This is a genomic window from Paucibacter sp. KBW04, assembly GCF_003852425.1.
In the GTDB taxonomy this organism is placed as follows: domain Bacteria; phylum Pseudomonadota; class Gammaproteobacteria; order Burkholderiales; family Burkholderiaceae_C; genus Paucibacter_A.
Window position 1 is genome coordinate 561077 of record NZ_QAJN01000001.1, and the last position, 23177, is coordinate 584253.

Sequence of the window (23177 nt, forward strand, 5' to 3'; positions counted from 1 at the left end):
TACAGGCCACTAGTCGACTTTTTCGGCGGCCTCGGCCGCCGGTTTCAAATCGCGCAGCAAGGGCACTTCAAAGCTGAAGCAGGAGCCCGTGCCGGGCTGGCTTTCCACCTGCACCTGGCCGCCCATCAAGAGCACCAGTCGCTGCACAATGGTCAGGCCCAGGCCGGTGCCGCCAAAGCGGCGGGTGATGCTGCCATCGGCCTGGGTGAAGGGCTCGAAGATATGGGCGATTTGCTCCCGCGTCATGCCGATGCCGGTGTCGTGCACCGAAAAACGCAGGCGCAGCGCGGGTGATTCGCTGGCGGCCTCGCTCTCAGCGGCGTCCAGCTTCTGCACCTCGACCCGCACCTCGCCGGTCTCGGTGAACTTGAGCGCGTTGCCGACCAGATTGACCAAGACCTGGCGCAGGCGCAGGGCGTCGCCCACCGCATGCTGGGGTACGCCGGGTTGCACCCGGGCATTGAGCTGTATGCCTTTTTCATGCGCTTGCAGCAGCAGGGGGTGCAGGGCCTCGCGCAGGCAGTCGTGCAGGGAGAAGGGGGCTTGTTCGATGACGACCCGGCCAGACTCGATCTTGGCCACGTCCAGCAAATCATTGATGATGACCATCAAGCCCTTGGCCGAGTTGTGGGCCAGCTCGATGAATTTGCGCTGCTTATCACTCAGCTCGGTTTGCAGCACTAACTCGGTCAGACCCAGCACGCCGTTCATGGGCGTGCGGATCTCGTGGCTCATATTCGCCAAAAAGCTGCTCTTGGCCACGCTGGCGGCCTCGGCCACCTCGCGGGCGGCTTCCAGGGCGGCCTGGCTGGCTTTCAGATCGGCGATGTCGCGGGCATTGAGCAGCAAGACCTGCTGGCCGGTCACCGGGTCGCGCATGGCGCGCACATTGACGCCATGCCAGCAGCGCCCCTGGGTGGTCAGCAATTCCAGATCGTCCTTGAAGCTCTGGCCGCTTTGGACTTGGTCGAGGATGGTGCGCAGATCGGCCGGGTCGGCAAAGATGGCGCTGAAGTCGTTGTGCCGGCTTTGCGCCTCGGGATGTTTGCGCAGGCCGTCAAAAGCCAGGGCGGCGGCCGGGTTGCGCATCAAGAGGCTGCCGTCTTGCAGGCTGAACACCGCGATGCGCACCGAGGTGTGTTGCAAGGCCTCGACGCCACGCAGCATGGCTTTGTCCTCGCCGCTGGCCAGGGAGTCTGCGGCGAAGAGCATGACTTGGCGGCGGTCCGGCGTGCGTATGCCTCGCGAGACCAGCATGGCCGTGGTCGGCTGGCCCTTGGGGTAGAGCGTCCACTGCTCACGCACGATTTTTTCCTGGGCATGGTCGGCGGCGGTGACGGCCAGACGCTCGCGCACCGCCTCAGGGGTATCGGCATGGTCTTGGGAGAGAAACTCCTCCGCGCTGGCCGCATGCCAAAAACGCAGCGCCGCCGCATTGGCCCAGAGATTGCGCTGCCGCTCGGGGTCATACACCCACATGGGCACATCAAGCCAGTCGTAATGGGTCAGGCAGGAGAAGTCGAGCATGAGGGCATTGAGAGGGCGAGGCTGGGGCGGGGCGCTTAAAACATGTTTTGAAGGCCTACATTGTGGCCCGCGCCAGCCCTTGTTCTTGTGAAAATCAATGCGGCCGACCCAGCCTGTTGCGGCGCTGTCGCTTGCGCGTTAGCCCGACGTCAGCTGGCTGTGGAGGGCGCGTCCACCACCGCCTGGCGGTAGGCATGCCAGCTGGCATGGCCCACCACCGGGCCCACGACGATGAGGCCTGCAAACCAGGGCAGCATGGCCAGCACCACCAGCAGGGTCAGCAGGGCGCCCCAGACGAACATCACAGCGGTCTGGGTCAGCACCAGGCGCATGCTGGTCAGGCCGGCCGTGATGGCGTCGGTCTCGCGGTGCAAAAGCATGGGCATGGCGATCACGCTGACCGCGTAAATCAGGCTGGCGAAGACACCGCCCACGGCCAGATACACGATGATGAAGCTGATGTTCTCGGCCGAAGCCAGCTTGGAAATGGAGCCGGCAAAGTCCGGCATGCCGTTGAAGCTGACCGCGAACACGACCAGGGCCGAGCGGCCCCACAGCATCTCCAGCACCAGCAAGACAAAGCCGAAGATGGCAATCTGCCCGGTGCGGCGGCGCCAAGCGGTGAGTGAGTCCAGCAGGTGAGGCGTTTGCCCCACCTCCAGTCGGTAGCTGACCTGATAAAGGCCCAGGCACATCAAGGGCCCCACCAGCAAAAAGCCGGCCGAGAGTGCCAGGGTATAGACCGGTGCGTGGTTGAACACGCCGATCAAGGCCCAGCCCATCAACATAAAGCAAAGGCCGTAGAACAGGCCGATGGCGGGGGCTTTGCGAAAGTCCTGCCAGCCGGCCCGCAGCCAGCGCAGCGGGTCGGCCAGGCTCAGGGGGCGTAGTTCGATGGCAAAGACGCTGTCCGCCGGAATGGCCTCAGCGTCGACGCCGCCGGGGCTGGCGCCTGGGGTGGGGGCCGGTGTCGGTGGGGTGTCTGTGGGCGTCATGCCCGCAGATTAGGCCAGGCCAAGGCCTGGCCGACTGGGGACTTTCCAGCAGGCAGGGCCTGGCTCGGGGTTTATCCCCGGCGCACCCGACGGATCTCGTCCCAGATCAGCAGCACGGCGCCGACTGTGATGGCGCTGTCGGCGATATTGAAGCTGGGGAAGTAGTACTGCGCGCCCCAATGCACCTGGATGAAGTCCACCACATAGCCGTGCAGCAGGCGGTCCACCACATTGCCGATGGCGCCGCCCAGAATCAGGCTGAGCGCGGTGGCAAACAGGGTTTGTTGGCCATGTTTGCGCAGCATCACGGTGATGAAGACCGTGGCCACCACGCCCAGGCCCACAAAGAACCAACGCTGCCATCCGCCCGCATCGTGCAAGAAGCTGAAGGCCGCGCCCAGGTTGTGGACCCGCACGACGTTGAAGAAAGAGGTGACGTAGCGGCTGTCGCCCAGCTGGAAGTTGCCGAGGATCAGCACCTTGGTGAACTGGTCCAGCAGGATGATGACCAGGGCCAGGCCCAGCCAGAGGCCCAGGCGGTTGGTGGCTTGATGTTTGTTTCGAGTCGCCATCGCTCAGGCCACCTTGCGCGTTTCGCCCGCGCCATGCAGATTGCTGTCGCAGCGGCCGCACAGGCCGGGATGAGCGGCGATGCTGCCCACGTCCTCGCTGTAATGCCAGCAACGCTCGCACTTGGCGTGGGTGGAGGGGGTGACCGTCACCGTCAACTCTTCAGCCGACTCCAGCTGGGCGGCCGAGGTGATCAGCACGAACTTCAGATCCGCGCCCAGGCTTTGCAGCAGGGCCAGGTCCTCGGGCGGCAGACCCAGGCTGACCTCGGCCTGCAGGGAGGAGCCCACGCCGCCGGTCTTGCGCACATCTTCGATGGCGCGGTTGACCGCCTCGCGGATTTCGCGGATGCGGCCCCATTTGGCCAGCAGATCGGCGTCGGGCTCGGCGAATTGCCAGTAGGTCTCGGTGAAGATGCTCTCGCCCGGCTTTGCGCCGGCAAACACCTTCCAGGCCTCTTCGGCGGTGAAGGACAGGAAGGGCGCCATCCAGCGCAGCATGGCCTGGGTCAGATGCCAGAGCGTGGTCTGGGCCGAGCGGCGGGCCAGGGACTTGGGCGCGGTGGTGTAGAGGCGGTCCTTCAGCACATCGAGGTAGAAGGCGCCCAGGTCTTCCGAGCAATAGACCTGCAGCTTGGCGACCACCGGGTGGAACTCATAACGCTCAAAGTGCGCCAGGATGTCGGCCTGCAACTCCGCCGCGCGTGCCAGGGCGAAGCGATCCACCTCCAGCAACTGGTCCAGAGGCACAGCATCGGTGGCGGGGTCGAAGTCGCTGACATTGGCCAGCAGGAAGCGCAAGGTGTTGCGGATGCGGCGGTAGGCATCGACCACGCGGGCCAGGATCTTGTCGTCCAGACCCAGATCGCCCGAGTAGTCGGTCGAGGCGCACCAGAGGCGGATGATTTCCGCGCCCATTTTTTCGCTCACCGCCTGCGGGGCCACCACATTGCCCTCGGACTTGCTCATCTTGCGGCCACGGCCGTCGACGACGAAGCCGTGGGTCAGCAAGCCCTTGTAAGGCGCGCGGCCGTAGAGGGCGCAGGCGATCAGCAGGGATGAATGGAACCAGCCGCGATGCTGGTCATGGCCTTCCAGATACAGATCGGCCTCGGGGCCGCTCTCATGCGCGGCGCCAGTATGGCTGCCCTTGAGCACATGCTGGAAGGTGGAGCCGGAGTCGAACCAGACGTCCAGGATGTCTGCGCCCTTGCTGTAATGTTCGGCGTCTGCGCCCAGCCATTCGGCCGCGTCCAGCTTGGCCCAGGCTTCCACGCCGCCTTGCTCCACCAGGTCGGCGGCGCGTTTGATGAATTCCAGGGTTTGGGGATGTGGCAGGCCCGTGTCCTTGTGCAGGAAGATGGGCAGGGGCACGCCCCAGCTGCGCTGGCGCGAGATGCACCAGTCGGGCCGGCCGGCGATCATGTCGCGCAAGCGGGCCCGGCCGTTCTCGGGGTAGAAGCTGGTTTCGGCGATGGCGTCCAGCGCGGTCTGGCGCAGGCTCTTGGCGGGCTTTTCCTGGGCGAACACGCCTTCACCTTCGTCCATGCGCACAAACCACTGCGCCGCGGCGCGGTAGATCACCGGCGTCTTGTGACGCCAGCAATGCGGGTAGCTGTGCGTGATCTTGACGTGGGAGAGCAGGCGGCCGGCGTCCTCCAGGGTCTGCGCGATGACGGCGTTAGCCTTCCAGATGTGCTGGCCGCCGAACAGGGGCAGCTCGGCCTCGTACTGGCCATTGCCTTGCACCGGGTTGAGGATGTCTTTGAAGGCCATGCCATGGGCCACGCAGCTCTGGAAGTCGTCCAGGCCGTAGGCGGGCGCGGAGTGGACCACGCCGGTGCCGTCTTCGGCCGTGGCGTAGTCGGCCAGGTAGACCGGGCTTGTGCGGTCATAGCCCGCATGCACATGGGCCAGGGGATGCTTGAACTTCAGCATCGCCAGGTTTTTGCCGACGGTGGTGGCCAGCACCTGGCCTTGACCTTCGAGCTTCCAGCGCGCCAAGCACTTCTCCACCAGGGCTTCGGCCACCAGGAAGATGCCGCGCGGCGTGTCCAGCAAGGCATAGCTCAGCTCGGGATTGAGGTTGAGCGCCTGGTTGGCGGGGATGGTCCAGGGGGTGGTGGTCCAGATGACGGTGAAGGCTTCTTTGTCCAGCTTGGCCAGGCCGAAGGCGGCGGCCAGCTTGTCGGGTTCGGCGCTCAGGAAGGCGACGTCCACCGCCGGGCTTTGCTTGTCCTGGTACTCGATCTCGAATTCGGCCAAGGAGGAGCCGCAGTCAAAGCACCAGTAGACGGGCTTGAGTCCGCGGTAGACAAAGCCGCGCTCGAACAAGCGCTGCAGCACGCGGATCTCGCCGGCCTCGTTGGCGAAGTTCATGGTGCGGTAGGGGTTGTCCCATTCGCCCAAGACGCCCAGGCGCTTGAAGTCCTGGCGCTGCGCGTCGATTTGCTCACCGGCGTAGGCGCGGCTCTTGGCCTGCACCTCGTCGCGCGGCAGGCCACGGCCAAAAGTCTTTTCGATCTGGTTCTCGATCGGCAGACCGTGGCAGTCCCAGCCGGGGATGTAGGCGGCGTCCATGCCCTTCAGCTGGCGCGCCTTGACGATCATGTCCTTCAAGATCTTGTTGGCGGCGTGGCCGATGTGGATCTGGCCATTGGCATAGGGCGGGCCGTCGTGCAGCACGAACTTGGGCGCGCCGCAGCGGGCTTCGCGCAGCTTTTTGTAGACGCCCTGGTCTTCCCATTCCTTCACCCAGGCCGGCTCACGCTTGGGCAGATCGCCGCGCATGGGAAAGGGGGTGTCGGGCAGGTTCAGCGTGGCGCGGTAGTCCTGGGGCTGGTTCTTGTCGTCGGGTGCGTTGGTCGTCATGGCGAAACTCGGCAAAACTCGGGTGGGGGTCCGCGCAAAAGGGCGGCCGGAAGAGGGGGAGGCTGGGGCGAAGCGGCGCTCAGGCCGCAAGAAGCAGGGCGAGACCTGCCGTCAGCCTCAAATTCGGTCGCGGGTGGTTTGGCGGCGCAAGGCCTCATGCGCCCCGGAGGTGGCCTGCTTGGCCAAGAAAACGCGCGCATCACGCACGTCTTGCGCGATGGCGGCCGTCAAGGCTTCCAGCCCGTCGTAACGGGCTTCATCGCGAAGTTTGTGCAGGAGTTCCACGCGCACGAGTTTACCGTAGCCGCCGTTGGCGCCGAGCTCAGTCGGCCAATCCAGGCAATGCACTTCCAGCAGCACCCGGCCGGCGTCTTCCACCGTGGGGCGCACGCCCAGCGAGGCGACACCGTCGATGGCTTGCTCGCTCAAGCCATGCACGCGCACGGCGAAGATGCCGTGGGCAGCCGGCTTGTCGTGGGTGAAGCGCAGATTGAGGGTGCGGAAACCGTCTGCCGCCGCCGGGCTGGAGGCCCCCAGGCTGCGGCCTAGCTTGGCCCCATGCACCACATGGCCGGAGATGGCATAGGGCCGGCCCAGCAAGCGGGCCGCGGCGTCCATATCGCCTTGGGCCAAGGCCTCGCGCACGGCCGAGCTGCTGACGCGCAGGCCATGCACCTCGTAGCTCATCATGCGGGCCACATCAAAGCCATGGGCGCGGCCGGCGGCGTCCAGAGTGGCGTAATCGCCCTGGCGCTTGGCGCCGAAGCGGAAGTCGTCGCCGACCAGAATGTATTTGGCGCCCAGGCCCTGGCGCAGCACGCGCTGGATGAAGTCTTGGGCGCTCAAGCTAGCCAATGCCTCGTCAAAACGCAGCACGATGACCTGGTCGACGCCGCAGCGCTCCAGCTCGCTGAGCTTGTCGCGCAGCATGGCGATGCGGGCGGGGGCGAGTTCGGGCTTGGCCATTCGAGCGGCGAAATAGTCGCGCGGATGGGGCTCAAAAGTCATCACACAAGTCGGCAGGCCGCGATGCGAGGCCTCGGACTTGAGCAAGGCCAGCATGGCCTGGTGACCGCGATGAACGCCGTCGAAATTGCCGATTGTCAGCGCACAAGCGCTGGCAATGCCTGGGTGGTGGAAGCCGCGGAAAACCTGCATGGCGAGATTATCGCCCGGCCCGTCGCTCGCCTTCTTGTTCAGAGCTTGCCTAGCTCGGGGACCTGGAGGTAGCGTTGCACCACGGCCAGCAAATCGTCCATCTCGAAAGGTTTGACCAGGTAGTCGTCCATGCCGGCTTGGATGCAGCGCTCGCGGTCACCGTTCACCGCGCTGGCGGTCAGGGCCACGATGGGCACATGGCCGAGGAAGTTGTTGCGCTCTTGAACACGCCAACGACGGGTGGCCTCGAAGCCGTCCATGCGTGGCATCTGGCAGTCCATCAGCACCAGATCGTAGGCCTGGGCCTCCAGTCGCTCCAGTGCGTCGACGCCGTTCTCGGCCTGATCGACCTGCAGCCCGCAATGCTGCAACATGGACGAGGCCACCAGCACATTGACGGCGCTATCGTCCACCAGCAGCACCCGGCCCGAGAGGCTGGGCATGTTCTTGAGCTTGCGCTTGGCCTTGGGTGCCTCCGGGCTGGCTTCGGTGATGGCCTCGGCCAAGTCCTGCAGGGCCGCCGCTTGGCCGGCGGGCAGGGCTTGTGGTGGGCAGCTCCGCAGGGGCAGGGTGAACTCAAACAGCGAGCCCTGGCCGGGCACCGAGCTGCAACGCAGATCGCCGCCCATGGCGCGGGCCAGCTCGCGGGAGATGGTCAGGCCCAGGCCCGTACCATCCTGGCGCCTGGGGCCCGCGTTGCGGCGCAGATCCTGGGCTTGTTCGAAGGGGGCGAAGACACGCTCCAGCTGATCGGCGGGAATGCCCTCGCCGCTGTCACGCACGGCAAAGCGCAGGAGGCTGCCGGCCCGCATATCGAGGGTGGTGCCCACCTCCACGCTGACCAGACCTTTGTCGGTGAACTTGATGGCGTTGCCGATCAGGTTGTGCAGCACCTGCTTGATGCGGGAGGCGTCGCCCAGGGCATAAGGGGGCAGGGCCGGGCTCAGGGTGAGCTCAAAGCCCAGGCCTTTGTCGTGCGCGGTTTGCGACAGCAGCTGACAGACATCGTCCACCGTTTCGCGGATGCTGACCGGGCCGGTATCCACCGCCAGCTTGCCGGATTCGATACGGGCCAGGTCCAGGATGTCGTTGACCAGGGCCAGCAGATGCTGGCCGGAGCGGCGCATGATGTTGATCTGCTCGCGTTGCTGCAGGTCCAGCTCGGAGCGCTCCAGCAATTGGGTCATGCCCAGAATGCCGTTCAGCGGCGTGCGGATCTCATGGCTCATCACCGCCACAAAGCGGCTCTTGCTGGTGCTGGAATGCTCGGCCGACTGCAGGGCCAGCTGGCGCTGCTCGGCCACCCAGGCATTGGCAAACTGGTGGCGCAGCAGCTCGGTGGTGCGGGCCTCCATCTTGCGGGCCTCGCTCAAGGCCAGGGCAAAGAAGCTCAGCAGGCCCAGGCTGATCAAGGCACCGGTTTGGCTGCCCAGGCTCAGCTGCTGCAGCACCAGGGGCGCCAGTGTCAGGCTGGAGAACAGCAGATTGGCCTTGAAGCTATTGCTCAGGGAGAACAGGCTGATGGCCATCACACCCACCAGCGTGGCCAGGATGATGCCGTTGAGCTCGGGCAGGCCCTCGATATGGAAGGCGACGCCCATCGCGCCCCAGCTGAGGGCGTCCAGGGCCAATAAGCTGTAGTAGCGGCGCTGCCAGCGATCTTGCTGGGCCAGGCCCTGGGGACTTTGCCGCTGTCTCTGAAAACGGGCGGCGGTGAGGCAGCGGATCGCCACGATCAGACCCCGCAAGCCCAGCCAGCTCAGCAGCAGCAGCCGAGGCAAATGGGCCCAGAGCAAGGCCACAGGGATGACGCTGAACAAGAGTCCGGCAAGGCTGGGCGTGAAGGTGCGGCCGAACAAGGCCGCCAGCTGCTCGGACTTCACGCTTGCGCTGATGTCCGGGCATAGCTCCTCACTTCCCGTACCTTGGAAAGGCACAGCCACCATTGATTTCCCCTCGACGACTCGGTCAGGCTCTAGCCCGACTCACATTGGCGCTGGGGCTGCATCTATGGCGCAGCGCCCACCCCTCTCAAGGGCGAGGTTTTACACGGACAATGTGACGAATCACCCGGGGCCAACCCTGCTTCGTAGCGTGGGCGCCGCAGTTTCAAGGGAAAACCCGCGTGGACTTGTCCTAGGTCAAACCCTAGGCACGGGTCAAATCAGGGTGAAATCAGCTTGGGGCTGGCCACCCAGATCCACTCGCCGGGCTTGAGATCGCTGGGCAATTCCAGGGCACCGAAGCGGGGCCGGTGCAGGCTTTCGACCCGGTTGCCGACCGCCGCCACCATGCGCTTGACCTGGTGGTACTTGCCCTCGATCAGGGTCAGGCGCAGGCCGTGGCTGCCAAAGGCTTCGGCACCTTCCGCCTTGGCGATCTCGGGCTTGTAGGCCGGCTTGGGCTCGGTATTCGTGGGTTTGGGGCGGCCAGCAGACTTGTGGCCAAAAGCGCCGGCGGCTTCCACCTTGGGCTCGGGTTCGCGCAACTCCACGCCGGCCAGCAACTGGGCCACCATCTCGGGCGTCACCGGGTGCTTGCACTGGGCCTCGTAAACCTTGGGCACATGATGCTTGGGGCTGGTGAGCTTGTGGATCAGGGCGCCGTCGTCCGTCAGCAGCAGCAAGCCGGTGGTGTCCTCGTCCAGGCGGCCGATGGGCTGCACATCGCGCTCGCGCAGGGGCGCGGGCAGCAGATTCATCACGCTGGGGTGATGCTTGGGCTTGCGCGAGCATTCATAGCCAGTGGGCTTGTTCAGCAGAATCAGCGCCTTCTCAAAGAAGGGCCAGGTCTTGCCGCTGACCTCGAAGCTGAAGCCCTCGCATTCGAATTCTTGCTCGGGATCTTCGATGATCTCCCCGGCCACGCTGACCTCGCCGTTGTAGATCAGGCCCGCGCAGAGGCGGCGGGTGCCGAAGCCCTGGGAGAACAAAATTTGGGACAAACGCATTTTCATGCGCCTATTGTCCCTCAGCCTGTCTTTAGGCGAACACGCCCGCCGTGTCTTGCATCCCTTTGCTGACCTGATCCAGATGATGCAAGTCATCGCCGAACTGCAAGCTCATCACCGTCAGTCGTTTGAAGTAATGGCTGCTGATGTACTCGTCTGTGACGCCGATGCCGCCATGCAGCTGGGTGCATTGCTGGCCCACATAGCGCAGGGAGTTGCACAGCTGCAGCTTGGCTTGCGACAAGGCCAAACGTCTAGCCTCGGCGGGCTCGCCCAGCTTGAGGGTGGCGTAGTAGCTCATGGACCGAGCCAGCTCCAGCTGCATCTTCACATCGGCCATGCGATGGCGCAGGGCCTGGAAGCTGCTGATCAGCACGCCGAACTGCTTGCGGGTGTTGAGGTAGTCGGCGGTGATGCGCAAAAGCGCTTCCATCGCGCCCACGCCTTCGGCGCAGAGTGCGGCGATGCCCACGTCTTGCGCCAACTCCAGCAGGGCCAGGCCTTGCTCAGGCCCTGCCAACAAGGTGGCGCTGGCGCCGTCCAGGATCAGATCGGCCGCGCGCGAGCCGTCTTGCAGGCTGTAGGCGCGGGTGCTCACGCCAGAGGTCTTGCGCTCCACCAGATAGAGGGCGATGCCTTGGGCCTCGCTTTCCGCGCCGCTCACCCGCACCGGCACAATGAAGGCATCGGCCACATCGCCTGCAGGCACCAGGCTTTTTTGGCCCTTGAGCTTACCGTCCTCAAGCCTTGTCGTGACCTGGTTCAGGCGGTAGCGCGCCCCGCGCTCCTGCTGCGCCTGCACGATCAGGGCCTCGCCACCGGCGAGGCGTGGCAACCAAGCCGCTTGCAACTCGGCGCTGGCTTGTTGAAGGAGCAGGGGCGCGATCAGCCCCGCCTGGGCATAGGGTTCCATCACCAGGCCGCGGCCAAGCTCTTCCATCACCACCATGGCGTCGACGGCGCCAAAGCCGAGGCCACCTTGTTCTTCCGGCACCAGCAGGCCGCCCAGGCCCAGGCCTAGCAAACCGTCCCAGGCCTCGCGGCTGAAGCCGCCGCTGCGCACAATGGCCTGGCGGCGCTCAAACGTGTAGTCTTTTTCAACCCAGCGGCGCACGGCCTCGCGCAGGGATTCTTGGTCTTCGCTGAAATCAAAATCCATGATCTTGTCTCCTGGCCTCAGCCGAGCACCGTCTGCGCGACGATATTGCGTTGAACTTCGTTGGAGCCGCCGTAAATGGTGGTCTTGCGGTAGTTGAAATAGTGGCTGGCCAGGGGCGCGCAATGGGCGGCACCGACATGGTCGCCCTGCCAGCCCGCTTCCATGGCTTCATGGATGAAGGGCAGGCTGAAGGGGCCGCCGGCCTGCATCAGCAATTCGGTGTAGCGCTGCTGGATCTCGCTGCCGCGTATCTTCAAGAGGCCCGCTACATCCAGCGATTGCTTGCCGCTCTTCTCGGCGGACAGCACCCGCAACACCATCATCTCCAGCGCCACGATGTCCACCTCCAGCAGGGCGATTTGGTCGCGGAAGCGTGTGTCTTCCCACAGGCCTTCGAGCTTGGCAATGCGCTTGAGCCGCTCCAACTCGCGCTTGGCGCGGTTCACATCGGCGATGTTTGTGCGCTCATGAGCCAGCAGGTATTTGGCATAGGTCCAGCCCTTGTTTTCCTCGCCCACCAGGTTCTCGACGGGCACCTCGACATTGTCGAAAAACACCTCGTTCACCTCATGCTCGCCGTCCAGCATGATGATGGGCCGCACCGTCACCCCGGGCGACTTCATATCGATCAGCAGAAAGGAAATGCCGGTTTGCGGCTTGCCCGTGCTGTCGGTGCGTACCAGGCAGAAGATCCAGTCGCCGTACTGGCCCAGAGTGGTCCAGGTCTTCTGGCCGTTGACGATGAATTTGTCGCCCTGGCGTTCGGCGCGGGTTTTGACCGAGGCCAGGTCCGAGCCCGAACTCGGTTCGCTATAGCCCTGGCTCCACCAGACCTCGCCGCTCATGATGCCGGGCAGATGGCGCTCTTGCTGCTCGCGCGAGCCAAAAGCCATGATGACGGGGGCCACCATCACCGGGCCAAAAGGCACGATGCGGGGCGCGCCGGCCATGGCGCATTCTTCTTCAAACAGATGGCGCTGGATCGCGTTCCAGCCCGGGCCGCCAAACTGCTTGGGCCAAGCCCAGCCATGCCAGCCCTTGGCGCCCAGTATCTTGGCCCAGCGCTGCAGATCGTCCTTGTTCAGGCGCAGGGCGTTGTGAACCTTGTGGCTGATGTCTGCCGGCAGATGGGCGGCGACCCAGGCGCGGATCTCGGCGCGAAAGGCCTGCTCCTCGGGCGTGAAGTTCAAATCCATGACGAGTCTCCGAAAAGTGTGCTGGCGGTCTTGGCTTTGATTTTTAGCACGCACGTGCTTTTTTATCTGTCTCGGCAGAGACAAGCAGTGGCTTTGCTTGGCCAGGGCGAAAAAAAACGGCCCCCGTATGAGGGCCGTCTTTTAAGAGCCGCGAGGCTGAACGCAGGGGCAAGCCCTGCCTTGGCGACTGCTTTACTTGCTGGACTTGGGGCGGCGGGTGTAAGCCACGCCGAACAAAGCCAGGCTGACCAGGGCGATGGAGCCTGGCTCCGGCACGGTGGCGCCGGGGCTCACACGCAGAAAGCTTTGCGAACCACCCAGGGGGTTGGAGGCATAAGCGGTGTAGGTGTAGTTGGTGACGGTGCTGAGGTTCAGGCCACCGACCGAGGCCCAGTTATTGGTGGTCAGAGCGGTCAGATAGGCATCGACTTGGGTCTTGAAGGCGCCGGTGGTGGCAGTCTTCAGGCCACCCGCGGTGCTGGAGTAGCTGGCGTCGCCCTCGATTTCCCAAATGGCGTACTGAAAGGCGGCCGACTTGGTGCTGCTGGTCAGGCTGTCTGCGTAAGCGTGGGAGTACAGCGAGGTCAGCTTATTCAGCACTGTGGTGGTGTTCTGCGCCGTGTAGGCATTGGCGGCACCCACATGCGCTGCGTTCACATTCACATAAGCCGTCTTGGTGAACAGCTGGTTGTAGCTGCTGTTGGTGCCACCCAGGGTCATGAAGTCGCTCAGCGATGCCGTCGAGTAGGTGGCGGAGGACTGGTAGACGGTGAGGGGGTCCAGGCAATAAACCCAGAAAGCGGTGTTGGTGTTGTCCACCACCTGGAAGGCACCGGCCGTCGTGTTTGCCGCGGTGGCGGTAGAGCCGCCGAACTCGGTGTTCACTGCGGTGGACTGCTTGACGTTGTTGGTGGTCAAGCTGGTGTTGGCTGCATGAGCGCTGCCCACAGCGGCCAGCGCGGCAAGAACCGTCAGTTGACCGACTTTGCTGGAAATCCGTGCGCTGATGTTCATATTGAATCTTGTCCTGTGTTGCTGACCGTTGAACGTCGCTTTTAAAGCTGGAACTGAGGTTAACAGTGGGGTGGTTTGCAACAACCCCGCGACCCGGGGGGGCAGATGCCGGCTTGTTGCAAACGGCGCAAGCCTGTGCCGACCTGTCCCCTGGATCGGGGGCTCAAACCCCCAGCTCGGCTTTGAGCTGCGCCAACTCGGGGCTGGCTGGAACCCGGTTGCTGGCATTCAGGGCGGCACTCAATTCCTCTTTGGCTTCGGCCTTGCGGCCGGACTTGGCCAGGGCATAGGCCAGGTGGAAGCGAATCTCGCCATTGCCGGGGCTGCGCAGCCTGGCCTCGCGCAGATGGCGCAGGCCCGCATCCAGATTGCCGGACTTGACCAGGATCCAGCCCAGCAAATCGGTCAGATCCGGGTTGCCAGGGGCCAGCTTGAGGGCTTTTTCTGCCATGGCCGCAGCGCCTGGGTCTCCAAGGCGCTGCAGCAAGGACGCGTAGCCGCTCAGGATGCTGGGATCGTCGGGCTCCAGACTCAGGAGCTTGGTGTAGCTCTTGCGCGCGGCCTCGTTCTTGCCGGCCTGCAACTGCACCTCGGCCAAGGCCTTGAGCAGGAGCCGATCGTCCGGTTGTTTCTTGGCCCAGTCTTCCAAAAAGACCAGGGCTTTGTCGGTGTCGCCAGCGGCGATCTGGGCGCGCACCAGCAAGATGGCCGTGCCGGTATTGGGCGATTTGTCCATGGCCGCGCGGTAATTGCTCTGCGCCAGGGGCAGTTGGCCGCGCAGCATGGCGACATTGGCCACCGTCATCAGCGTGGCCTGGCTGCCGGGGTATTTGCTGCTGAGGGTTTTGAGTGCGGCGTCCAGCTTGGCGTTGTCGCTCCGGCGTGCCTCCACCTCGACCTGCAGGACCAGGGCAGCCTGATCGTCCGGCCGGGCTTGCAAGGCTTTTTGCACGTTGTAGGCGGCGCCATCCGGGTTGCCGGCCTGCAATTGCATGCGGCCGATCAGGATTTGCTTCTCGGGATCGAACTCGGCCAGCTTGGTCGCGTCCTGGAAAGACAGGCGCGCATTGGTAGCGTCTCCCACGGCCAGATAGGCGCGGCCCAGGGCCAGTTGCACCGGCAGCTTGCCCGGGTGCTTGCCCGCCAGCAGCTTGGCGGCTTCCAAGGCCTTGTCAAATTGCTTCTGGCTGGACAGCAGATCGATGATGGACAGACCGGGGCGCGGGTCGGCGCGCTGCACCTCGTCGGCGCGCTGCCAGTTCAGCATGGCCTCGGCATTGCGGCCGGCGCGCAGCTCCAGAATGCCCAGCTCGAACAAGACGTCTGGGTCGTCCTTGACCCGGCCCAGCATCTGCTTGAGGCGCACACGGGCTTCGTCGAAGCGCTTTTCCTCGATGTCCAGCCAGCTCAGATTGATGCCGGCGGGTCGGAAGGCGGGGTCCTTGGCCAGGACCTGGGTGAAGGCCTCGCGGGCGCCAAGCTTGTCGCCGGAGCGGCCCTTGATATTGCCCAGAAAGTTGAGCATGGTCAGATTGTTCGGGTCCAGCTTGACGATGGCCTGGGCGGTTTGCAAGGCACGGGCACTTTGGCCCTGGCGGGCGTAAATCATCGCCAGCTGCACGCCGGCGCGGGCATCGCCGGGGTTGGCGGCAAAGGCTTTTTCAAGATTGCCCTGGCCCAGCTTGTCCTGTCCCATGCCTAGCTGGCTGAAGCCAAGCTCACGCAAGGCGTCGCTGGCGTTGGCGCCCGAACGCTGGGCGGCGCGCTCGAACATCTCGGTGGCCTGCTGGTAATGCTTGCGGGCCAGATGGACCGAACCCAGCAAATACATCACCTGGGTGTCCTCGGGATTGGCGCGCTGCAGGTTCTCCAGCATGGGCTGGGCTTTGCCGTAGTCGCGGGTATCCAGCAGGATGGAGGCCATCAAGACCTGGGCGGCGTAGTGGCGGGGGTTCTGGCCGATCAGCGTTTCCAGATAGCCGCGCGCCTTCTCGCGGTTGCCCAGGGCGTTGTTGGACAGGGCGCCGGCCATCAGCAGGGGCTCGTTGGCGATCAGCAGGCCGGGCGGCATCGGATCGATCATATTGACCGTCTCGGCATAGGACTTTTTCGCCGCCGCTTCGTCGCCGCGTTTGGCGGCCAAAATTGCCCGCATATAGGAGGCACGCGGGTCGGCCTGCTTGGCCGCGGCCAGCAAGGCCAAATCGTCTTCTGCCTCTTTTTGTCGCCCCAGGCTCAGCAGCAGGGCCGCGTGGGAGACGCGGGCGTCGACTTGCTTGGGGTTGATGGCCAGTGCTTTCTCCTGGGCCGCCAGCGCACCCTTGATGTCTTGCGTGGCCTGCAAGATGGTGGCCAGGGTGTACCAGGTCAGGCCGTTGTCGGGCGCCAACTCGGTGGCGCGCTGGGCGGTCGCGCGCGCCTTGTCGCGTTCACCGGCGCGCAAGAGCATTTGCGCCTCCGCCATCAGCGGGGCGGCGGAGCGCGGGTCGATCGCCTTGGCATCGGCAAAGCTCTTGGCGGCCAGGGTGTTGTTGCCACTCAGGGCATAGGCGGTGCCGCGCAGGGTCAGCACCTCGGCCTGTTGGGCGGGGCCTAAGCCGGTGGTGTTGATCTGGTCCAGCAGCTTTTTGCGGTCGCCCAGTTGCAGATAGAGCTGGGCCATTGGGATGGCCAACTCGCTGCGGCTGACGCCTTGGCGAATCGCTTCCTCGAAGGCAGCCTCCGCGCCCTTGAGTTCGCCGTTCTTGAACAAGACCTTGCCCAGCAGCAAATGGGCCGCCAGCATCTTGTTGTCTTCCTGAATGCTGTTTTTCAGCTGGATGCTGGCGCCACTGAGGTCGCCTTTCTCAAAGCGCTGCTGGGCGTCTTCGTAGAACTTGGCGGCCTTCTCGGGGCTGGCTTGGGCGGCGCTCAAGCCAAGGCATAACAGGGTGGCCAGGGCCAGAGGCCGCAGGGCAGGAGTGAGGGTGGGCGAGGTCGAGGCTGTCATTCCCGCAGTATCGACAAGTCTTTACAACTTGCCACGGGCAAAGCCCCAAGCCGGGTGATTTTGTTCATGCACTTGTTGCAAGCTCCCCTCAAGCGAGGGGGCTGCCGTCACCGCTTTGGGGCTCAGTAACGCAGATCCAGGGTCAGCACCTCGTTGTCCCGTTTCATCTGAAAGCGCGACAGAAAGCTATTGCCCAGCAGGACATAGTTCATCTGGCCGGGGGTGACGATGGCTTCCACATTGCGCACCTCCACATCGGCGATGCGCACGCTGTTCAGCGACACCAGATGGGCGGGCACCACGCCGTTGGCGGTTTGCGTCAGGATGCGCCGCCCCTCCAGGTACTTGAGACTCATGCGTTCAGCCTCGATCTGGCTGATGGAGATGACGGTGGCACCGGTGTCTACCATGAACTGGGTGCTCTTGCCATTGATGGAGCCCAGGGTGACGAAATGCCCACCGGGGCCGGAGCTGAGTACGATTTGCCGGCCGCTATTGCTGGCCGCGGCGCCGTCACCGACCCGGCCGGGAGATGCGCCCAAAACCAGGGTCTGGCGGCGCCCGCCGCTCTCAATCACGGCTCGATCTTCGCTGAGTGAGAGCAGGCGCACGCCCTTGACGCTCTCGCCTACCGGCACGGTCTTGGCCTCGCCGTCGATCAGCAGCAGGGCGGCCTTGGAGCCCAGGCTGCCGTTGAAGCTGATCACCGGGCCGCCACTGGGCGCAGGCTGGGCCTGGGATGGGCATTGGCCGCCCAGCAAGGCTGTCAGCCCCAGGGCCCATCCAAGTGCTCGAACCCTGTTGTGCTGAGTCTTGGGGCGGGCCGCAGGCTGCATGGTTTAGTCCCGGAAGTTGCCGTAGCTCAGCGGAGTATCCGCGAAGTCTTTCTTCAAGGCATTGATGGCGACTTGCAAATCGTCGCGATTCTTGCCGGTGCAACGCACGGTGTCGCCCTGGATGGAGGCCTGCACCTTGAGCTTGCTTTCCTTCACCGCGGCCACGATCTTCTTGGCCAGGGGTGCTTCGATGCCGTTCTTGATCTTGTAGACCTGGCGCACCTTGTCGCCCCCCATCTTCTCGACCTTTTCTTGCTTGTCCAGGAAGCTGATCACCACGCTTTGCTTGGTCAGCTTGCCGTAGACCACGGCCTCGATCTGCTCCAGCTGGAAGTCGCTGTCGCCGATGGCATGGATTTCTTTCTCTTTTTCCTTCAGCTCCACGCTGGCGCTGGTGCCTTTGAAGTCAAAACGGGTGCCGATCTCCTTGGCGCTGGTGTCGACGCCGTTCTTGATCTTGACCATATCGGGTTCGAGGCTGATGTCAAAGCTAGGCATGTTTATTACGTCTTGTGTTGAGTTGAGAGGCAGAACCGCCCCTTGATCTGGGAAAATTCTGCCATGGATGAAACAGCGCGTACCCCTGAAAAGACCTCTTCGTCGCCAGCACTGCCGACGCCGGCCGTGGGCCTGAGCATCGAGCGAGACGTCAATCTGAAGCCTTTTAACACCTTCGGCCTGCCGGCAACAGCCCGCCGCCTGGTGCGCATCCGCGAAGTCGCCGATGTACGTCGGGTGGTGGACCATCCCGAACTTGGGCGTGCGCCCAAATTCGTGCTCGGCGGGGGCAGCAATATCGTGCTGACCCAGGATGTCGAGGCGGTGGTGCTGAAGATGGAGATCCCCGGCATCCGCCTGCTGGAGGAACGCGCCAATGCATGGATTATCGAGGCAGGCGCGGGCGTGGCTTGGCACGATCTGGTGCAGTGGACGGTGGAGCAGGGTTTTGGCGGCCTGGAGAACCTGGCCCTGATCCCTGGCACCGTGGGTGCCGCGCCGGTGCAGAACATCGGTGCCTACGGCCTGGAGGTGCAGGACCGGGTGGACAGCGTGGAGGTGGTGGACCTGGTGAGCGGCCGCGCGGTCGTGCTGCCTGCTGGCGTGTGCAAGTTCGGCTACCGCGACAGCGTGTTCAAACACACGGGCTTTGGGGGTTTGGCGGGCAAGAGCGTGATCACCCGGGTGCGCTTTGCGCTGCCCAAAGTGTGGAAACCGGTGCTGGGATATCTGGAGCTGGAACGCAAGATGGCCGAGACCGGCATCACGGCGCCGAGCTCCCGGCAGATCTTCGACTGGGTTTGTGCGATCCGCCGCGCCAAGCTGCCCGATCCCCTGGTGATCGGCAATGCCGGCAGCTTCTTCAAGAACCCGGTGGTGAGCCCCGAGCAATGCCGGGACATCATCGGCCGCGACCCCGCCATCGTGCACTATCTGATGGATGACGGTCAGATCAAACTGGCGGCGGGTTGGATGATCGACGCCTGCGGCTGGAAGGGCAAGGCGGTGGGCGGTGCGGCCGTCTACGAAAAGCAGGCCTTGGTGCTGGTCAATCGCGGCGAAGCCCGCGGTGCCGAGGTGGTGACCCTGGCGCGCGCCATTCAAGAAAGCGTCTACGGCCGCTTCGGTATCCGCCTGGAGCCGGAGCCCGTTCTGCTCTGACTGCTCAGCTCAGCAGGCCGCGCTCGCGACATTGCCGCAAGGCTTGATCCATGGCGTCCAGCAGGGCGGCGGTATGGCTTTCGCACCAGGCCCAATCGGGCGGGGTGGAGGCTTGACCGGCGCGTTGGCGCAGGCCTTGCTCTAGGAACTTGGCGCGCTCGGCCAGGGCCAAGACGCCTAAATTAGCCGCCGCACCCTTGATGCTGTGCGCCTCGCTGCGCAAGGCTTCGGCCTCATGTCGGCTCAGGGCCAGCGCCAGCCGTGGCCTGGCCTCTTGCAGGCTTTGCGCAAAACTGCGGTAGAGCTGGGCCAGGGCCGGCGCGGGCAGCAATTGCTGCAGGTCTTGCAGCGTCTGCTCATTCCAGTCGCTCTGGGTCGGTTCGGTTTGGGCCTGCGCGCTGGCGGGCTGCCCCTCGCCGGGCAACTGGGCCGCAAAGGCTTGCAGGCGCTGGCTGAGCATGTCCACGCTGACCGGTTTGGCCAGAAAGTCGTTCATGCCCAGGTCCAGGGCGCGTTGGCGCGAGTCTTCAAACGCATCGGCCGAGAGTGCGAAGATGGGCGTGGCGGACTTGGGTGCGGGCAGGGCGCGTATGGCCTGGGTGGCTTGAAAGCCGTCCATCACCGGCGTGTGCAAGTCCATCAGCACCAGATCAAAGTCCTGGGCCTTGAGGGCTTGCAAGGCCTCGAAGCCGTTCTCACAGAAGCGGGCTTGATGGCCCAGCTTGTCTAGCACCGCCTGCAAAAACGCGCGGTTGGTGGCGTGATCTTCGGAGACAAGAATCCGCAGCGGCCGGGCTTGCTTGGGCAAGCCCGCAGGGCCGGGCGGGAAGGCCTCGTCGGCACTGGCCGGGGCTGGCAAGCGCTCCTCCAGCGGCAGCTCCAGGGTGAAGGTGGAGCCCAGGCCGGGTTCGCTGCAAACGGTGATGTCGCCCCCCATCAGACGGGCCAAATTGCGCGAGATCTCCAGCCCCAGTCCGGCCCCGCCAAAGCGGCGCGAGCTGCTGGCATCACCCTGGCTGAAGCGCTGGAACAGCTTGGCCTGGGTGGCGGCGTCCATGCCCAGACCGGTGTCGCTGACCTCGCAGCGCAGCAGGGCGCGACCCTGGCCATCCGCTTGGCGACTCAGGCGCAGGCTGATTCGGCCGCGCTCCGAGAACTTGATCGCATTGCTGAGCAGATTGAGCAGGATCTGGCGCAGCCGGGTGGGGTCGGCCGCGATCCAGTCGGGCAGGCCGGGCTCGCGGTCCACGCGCAGGTCCAGGCCCTTGGCCTGGGCGGCCGGCCAGCTCAGCTCTTGCAGCTCGGCCAGCAGTCGGCTGAGCTGCACCGGCTCCAGCTGCACGGTGATGGCGCCGGCCTCCATCTTGGAGACATCCAGAATGTCGTTGAGCACCGTCAGCAGGTGGCGGCCGGAGTCCTCCGCGGCGCGCAGCTGGTCTTGCTGGCTCGGGCTCAGCGGGGTGTCCTTGAGCAGGCTCAACATGCCCAGCAGGCCATGCATGGGGGTGCGCAACTCATGGCTCATATTGGCCAAGAACACGCTTTTGGCGCGGCTGCCGGCCTCGGCCTCGTGGCGGGCTTGGCGTAGCACCTCGGCCTGTTCTTCCTGGGCCTGGCCGTAGCGGGTCAGGCGGCCGAACTGGCGCATCACGACCAGGCCCAGGCCTAGCGTCAGCGTGCATTGCAGCAGGGTCAGGGCGATGCTGAGCCGGGCCTGGCGACGCACCAACTCATTGCGTTCCACCGTCTGCGCCGCGACATGATGCGAGACGGTCACCGAGAGGCTGCGTATGGCCTCGGCCATGCCGTCCATACGCTCGATGGCGGCGCGCATTTTCTCGGGGTGTTCGCGCACGGTCTGGGCCGTCAGCGGCAGGGCATCGGCCCATTGCACAAACTGCTTGCTGCGCGCCAGCGTGCTGAGGTAGTCGGGGCTGGCCTGCAGAATCTTGGCCGCATGTTCGCTCTCGATCAGATTGACCCGGCTGACGAAAATCTCGAAGCGCTGTTCGACCTGCTCGGCATCCACCGTGCTCTTAGGGTCCACGGCCTGCTGCAGCGACAGGCGCAGCTTCAGATACTCGGCCTCCAGCTGGAACAAGCTCCAGGCCAGGTAGTCGTCCTCGTAGCGATTGGTGGCGTTGAGCAGCTCGGTCTGGCGATGCTGCAGCATCGCCACGCCGCCAAAGGTGATGATCAGGGCCAGGGTGATGGCGCTCAGCGGCAGGGTCCAGCTGCGGCGCCTGAGGAAGGAGGCGGAAACCATGGTCTGAAAAGGCGGGCGCGATCCCTGGGGCCTATTTGACGATCAGGGCTTTGAGCTGCCAGACGGAGCGGCTGTAGTACAGCGCGGAACGAAAGCTGGGGTCGGCATCAAAGGGGTAGAGCACGAAGAGCGGGCCTTTGTCGCGCACCGGCATGGGCTGATCGTCCATCAGACGCGCCAGCAGCACCGGATGCTTGGCGATGTCTTCCATGGGGATGCTGACCTTGTAGTCGTTCAGGGCCAGGGCCTCCACCGTCTCGCCCTGGGCGCCCACGGCGGCCAACACATCACGCAGCAAGGGGCCGGTGAATTTGTGCGGCTTGGGGTACCAAGGGGTTTTGGTGACGAAGCTGTGTTGGGGCAGGGCCGCGAGCTGGTCTTGGTCCAGCAGGGCGGGGCCGCCGGGCAGGCCGTTTTGCAGCAGACGGCCGCTGATGCTCAGGACCACGCGGCGCGCAGGCATGGGGCTGGCGGCAGCCCGGGCCGGGTCCGATGCAGCGGCCTGGGAGGCCGGCGTCGATCCCGGCTGCGCCTGCGCGAGCTGGGCCAGGCCGAGCAGGCTCAGGCAGGCCAGCGAGTGCAGGCCCGGCGCTGCCCGTGGCATCAGTTGCCGCCGTCGCGCTTGAGCTGGGGCAGGCTGCTGGCCGAGCCCGCCGACAGCAGGCCGACCTGGGAGTAGGTCGTCAGCTTTTGGCGCGTGTCCTTGATGTCCAGATTGCGCATGGTCAGCTGGCCGATGCGGTCCTGCGGCGAGAAGGGCGCGTCTTCCACTTTTTCCATGGACAGGCGCTCGGGGCTGTAGGTCAGATTGGGCGAGCGGGTGTCCAGCAAGGAGTAGTCATTGCCACGGCGCAGCTCCAGCGTGACCTCTCCGGTGACGGCGCGCGCCACCCAGCGCTGGGCGGCTTCGCGCAGCATGATGGCTTGGGGGTCGAACCAGCGGCCTTGGTAGAGCAGGCGGCCGAGTTTGCGGCCGCTTTCGCGGTATTGCTCGATGGTGTCTTCGTTGTGGATGCCGGTGACCAGGCGCTCGTAGGCGATGAAGAGCAGGGCCAGGCCGGGGGCCTCGTAAATGCCGCGGCTCTTGGCCTCGATGATGCGGTTCTCGATCTGATCGCTCATGCCCAGGCCGTGGCGGCCGCCGATGCGGTTGGCTTCCAGCAGCAGGGCGACCGGGTCGCTGTACTCCACGCCATTGAGGGCGACGGGTTGGCCTTCTTCGAAGCGCACGGTGACTTCCTCGGGCTTGACCACCACGTCCTCACGCCAGAAGGCCACGCCCATGATGGGGTTGACGATCTTGATGCCCGAAGCCAGGCTTTCCAGGTCCTTGGCCTCGTGTGTGGCGCCCAGCAGATTGGAGTCGGTGGAATAGGCCTTCTCGGCCGACATCTTGTAGCCGAAGCCGGCCTTGGTCATATAGGCCGACATCTCGGCGCGGCCGCCCAGCTCGTCGATGAATTGCTGGTCCAGCCAGGGCTTGTAAATCTTCAGCGCCGGGTTGGTCAGCAGGCCGTAGCGGTAGAAGCGCTCGATGTCATTGCCCTTGAAGGTCGAACCGTCGCCCCAGATATTGACATCGTCCTCCTTCATCGCGGCCACCAGCATGGTGCCGGTCACGGCGCGGCCGATGGGCGTGGTGTTGAAGTAGGTCACACCGGCGGTGCTGATGTGGAAGGCACCGCTTTGCAAGGCGGCAATGCCCTCGTTCACCAACTGGGCGCGGCAGTCCACCAGCACCGCCTTCTCGGCGCCGTACTGCATGGCTTTGCGGGGGATCTCGTCATAGTCCGGCTCATCGGGCTGACCCAGATTGGCGGTGTAGGCGTAGGGGATGGCGCCCTTGTTGCGCATCCAGTGCAAGGCCGCGCTGGTGTCGAGGCCGCCGGAGAACGCGATACCGACCTTCTGGCCGGCGGGGATGTGCTGAAGAATGGTGGACATGGGCAGGATCAGTCTGAATGAAACGTAAATGCGGGAAAGCTCTG

17 protein-coding genes are annotated in these 23177 nt (G+C 64.7%); 1 reads left to right on the top strand and 16 read right to left on the bottom strand.

The features are described from left to right. Window positions 1–9: 9 nt before the first annotated feature. The 13 genes from DBR47_RS02520 to DBR47_RS02580 all read right to left on the bottom strand — a co-directional run bounded on the left by DBR47_RS02520 (window position 10) and on the right by DBR47_RS02580 (window position 17762). On the bottom strand, window positions 10–1527 hold the full coding sequence (locus DBR47_RS02520; RefSeq protein WP_124446509.1) for an ATP-binding protein: 1518 nt from the start codon (window positions 1525–1527) through the stop codon (window positions 10–12). A 149-nt stretch (window positions 1528–1676) separates the two neighbouring features. Continuing rightward, complete coding sequence (locus tag DBR47_RS02525) at window positions 1677–2522, bottom strand: DUF2189 domain-containing protein (RefSeq protein ID WP_124446511.1); 846 nt, start codon at window positions 2520–2522, stop codon at window positions 1677–1679. Between the two features lie 71 nt (window positions 2523–2593). Then, on the bottom strand, window positions 2594–3094 hold the full coding sequence (gene lspA / locus DBR47_RS02530; protein ID WP_124446513.1) for a signal peptidase II: 501 nt from the start codon (window positions 3092–3094) through the stop codon (window positions 2594–2596). Window positions 3095–3097: 3 nt separating this feature from the next. Continuing rightward, window positions 3098–5962 carry an isoleucine--tRNA ligase gene (ileS, locus tag DBR47_RS02535; protein ID WP_124446515.1) on the bottom strand — a complete coding sequence of 955 codons (2865 nt, stop codon included), beginning with the start codon at window positions 5960–5962 and terminating at the stop codon, window positions 3098–3100. Between the two features lie 117 nt (window positions 5963–6079). Continuing rightward, the gene (locus DBR47_RS02540; RefSeq protein ID WP_124446518.1) at window positions 6080–7120 is read right to left on the bottom strand and encodes a bifunctional riboflavin kinase/FAD synthetase; all 1041 of its coding nucleotides are present in this window, start codon (window positions 7118–7120) and stop codon (window positions 6080–6082) included. A gap of 38 nt (window positions 7121–7158) precedes the next feature. After that, complete coding sequence (locus DBR47_RS02545; protein ID WP_197046824.1) at window positions 7159–9003, bottom strand: response regulator; 1845 nt, start codon at window positions 9001–9003, stop codon at window positions 7159–7161. Window positions 9004–9284: 281 nt separating this feature from the next. After that, the gene (locus DBR47_RS02550) at window positions 9285–10070 is read right to left on the bottom strand and encodes a pseudouridine synthase (RefSeq protein ID WP_124446522.1); all 786 of its coding nucleotides are present in this window, start codon (window positions 10068–10070) and stop codon (window positions 9285–9287) included. Between the two features lie 31 nt (window positions 10071–10101). Continuing rightward, window positions 10102–11229: an acyl-CoA dehydrogenase family protein gene (locus tag DBR47_RS02555; RefSeq protein ID WP_124446524.1), complete on the bottom strand. Its 1128-nt coding sequence runs from the start codon at window positions 11227–11229 to the stop codon at window positions 10102–10104. Window positions 11230–11246: 17 nt separating this feature from the next. Beyond that, entirely contained in the window at window positions 11247–12425 is a 1179-nt protein-coding gene (locus DBR47_RS02560) for an acyl-CoA dehydrogenase family protein (protein ID WP_124446526.1), read from the bottom strand. Between the two features lie 192 nt (window positions 12426–12617). Then, a complete protein-coding gene (locus tag DBR47_RS02565; protein ID WP_197046825.1) occupies window positions 12618–13439 on the bottom strand; it encodes a PEP-CTERM sorting domain-containing protein in 822 nt (273 codons plus the stop codon). 163 nt (window positions 13440–13602) lie between these two features. Further along, entirely contained in the window at window positions 13603–16428 is a 2826-nt protein-coding gene (gene prsT, locus DBR47_RS02570; protein ID WP_124446531.1) for an XrtA/PEP-CTERM system TPR-repeat protein PrsT, read from the bottom strand. A 122-nt stretch (window positions 16429–16550) separates the two neighbouring features. Beyond that, entirely contained in the window at window positions 16551–17264 is a 714-nt protein-coding gene (locus tag DBR47_RS02575; protein WP_124446532.1) for a TIGR02281 family clan AA aspartic protease, read from the bottom strand. 3 nt (window positions 17265–17267) lie between these two features. Continuing rightward, window positions 17268–17762 (bottom strand): YajQ family cyclic di-GMP-binding protein, encoded by a 495-nt coding sequence (locus DBR47_RS02580; protein ID WP_124446534.1) that lies wholly within the window; start codon window positions 17760–17762, stop codon window positions 17268–17270. Between the two features lie 132 nt (window positions 17763–17894). Here DBR47_RS02580 and murB point away from each other — a divergent pair, with 132 nt between their 5' ends. Further along, the gene (murB, locus tag DBR47_RS02585) at window positions 17895–18923 is read left to right on the top strand and encodes a UDP-N-acetylmuramate dehydrogenase (RefSeq protein WP_124446997.1); all 1029 of its coding nucleotides are present in this window, start codon (window positions 17895–17897) and stop codon (window positions 18921–18923) included. Window positions 18924–18927: 4 nt separating this feature from the next. Here murB and DBR47_RS02590 read toward each other — a convergent pair whose 3' ends face one another. Genes DBR47_RS02590 through argG form a run of 3 tightly spaced genes read right to left on the bottom strand, consistent with a single transcriptional unit; the run spans window position 18928 to window position 23133 of the window. Next, window positions 18928–21189 carry an ATP-binding protein gene (locus DBR47_RS02590; RefSeq protein ID WP_124446536.1) on the bottom strand — a complete coding sequence of 754 codons (2262 nt, stop codon included), beginning with the start codon at window positions 21187–21189 and terminating at the stop codon, window positions 18928–18930. A 31-nt stretch (window positions 21190–21220) separates the two neighbouring features. Continuing rightward, complete coding sequence (locus DBR47_RS02595) at window positions 21221–21793, bottom strand: molybdopterin-dependent oxidoreductase (RefSeq protein WP_124446538.1); 573 nt, start codon at window positions 21791–21793, stop codon at window positions 21221–21223. Further along, window positions 21793–23133, bottom strand: a complete 1341-nt coding sequence (argG, locus tag DBR47_RS02600; protein ID WP_124446540.1) for an argininosuccinate synthase — start codon at window positions 23131–23133, stop codon at window positions 21793–21795. The genes DBR47_RS02595 and argG overlap by 1 nt, the downstream gene beginning before the upstream one ends. Between the last annotated feature and the right edge of the window lie 44 nt (window positions 23134–23177).

What these genes read in the sequence shown, in the direction of transcription:
- ileS (WP_124446515.1), bottom strand. Translation starts at nt 5,962, where the DNA reads ATGACGACCAACGCACCCGACGACAAGAACCAGCCCCAGGACTACCGC.
- DBR47_RS02590 (WP_124446536.1), bottom strand. Translation starts at nt 21,189, where the DNA reads ATGGTTTCCGCCTCCTTCCTCAGGCGCCGCAGCTGGACCCTGCCGCTG.
- argG (WP_124446540.1), bottom strand. Translation starts at nt 23,133, where the DNA reads ATGTCCACCATTCTTCAGCACATCCCCGCCGGCCAGAAGGTCGGTATC.
- DBR47_RS02580 (WP_124446534.1), bottom strand. Translation starts at nt 17,762, where the DNA reads ATGCCTAGCTTTGACATCAGCCTCGAACCCGATATGGTCAAGATCAAG.
- lspA (WP_124446513.1), bottom strand. Translation starts at nt 3,094, where the DNA reads ATGGCGACTCGAAACAAACATCAAGCCACCAACCGCCTGGGCCTCTGG.
- DBR47_RS02575 (WP_124446532.1), bottom strand. Translation starts at nt 17,264, where the DNA reads ATGCAGCCTGCGGCCCGCCCCAAGACTCAGCACAACAGGGTTCGAGCA.
- DBR47_RS02565 (WP_197046825.1), bottom strand. Translation starts at nt 13,439, where the DNA reads ATGAACATCAGCGCACGGATTTCCAGCAAAGTCGGTCAACTGACGGTT.
- DBR47_RS02520 (WP_124446509.1), bottom strand. Translation starts at nt 1,527, where the DNA reads ATGCTCGACTTCTCCTGCCTGACCCATTACGACTGGCTTGATGTGCCC.
- prsT (WP_124446531.1), bottom strand. Translation starts at nt 16,428, where the DNA reads ATGACAGCCTCGACCTCGCCCACCCTCACTCCTGCCCTGCGGCCTCTG.
- DBR47_RS02550 (WP_124446522.1), bottom strand. Translation starts at nt 10,070, where the DNA reads ATGCGTTTGTCCCAAATTTTGTTCTCCCAGGGCTTCGGCACCCGCCGC.
- DBR47_RS02595 (WP_124446538.1), bottom strand. Translation starts at nt 21,793, where the DNA reads ATGCCACGGGCAGCGCCGGGCCTGCACTCGCTGGCCTGCCTGAGCCTG.
- DBR47_RS02540 (WP_124446518.1), bottom strand. Translation starts at nt 7,120, where the DNA reads ATGCAGGTTTTCCGCGGCTTCCACCACCCAGGCATTGCCAGCGCTTGT.
- DBR47_RS02555 (WP_124446524.1), bottom strand. Translation starts at nt 11,229, where the DNA reads ATGGATTTTGATTTCAGCGAAGACCAAGAATCCCTGCGCGAGGCCGTG.
- DBR47_RS02525 (WP_124446511.1), bottom strand. Translation starts at nt 2,522, where the DNA reads ATGACGCCCACAGACACCCCACCGACACCGGCCCCCACCCCAGGCGCC.
- DBR47_RS02560 (WP_124446526.1), bottom strand. Translation starts at nt 12,425, where the DNA reads ATGGATTTGAACTTCACGCCCGAGGAGCAGGCCTTTCGCGCCGAGATC.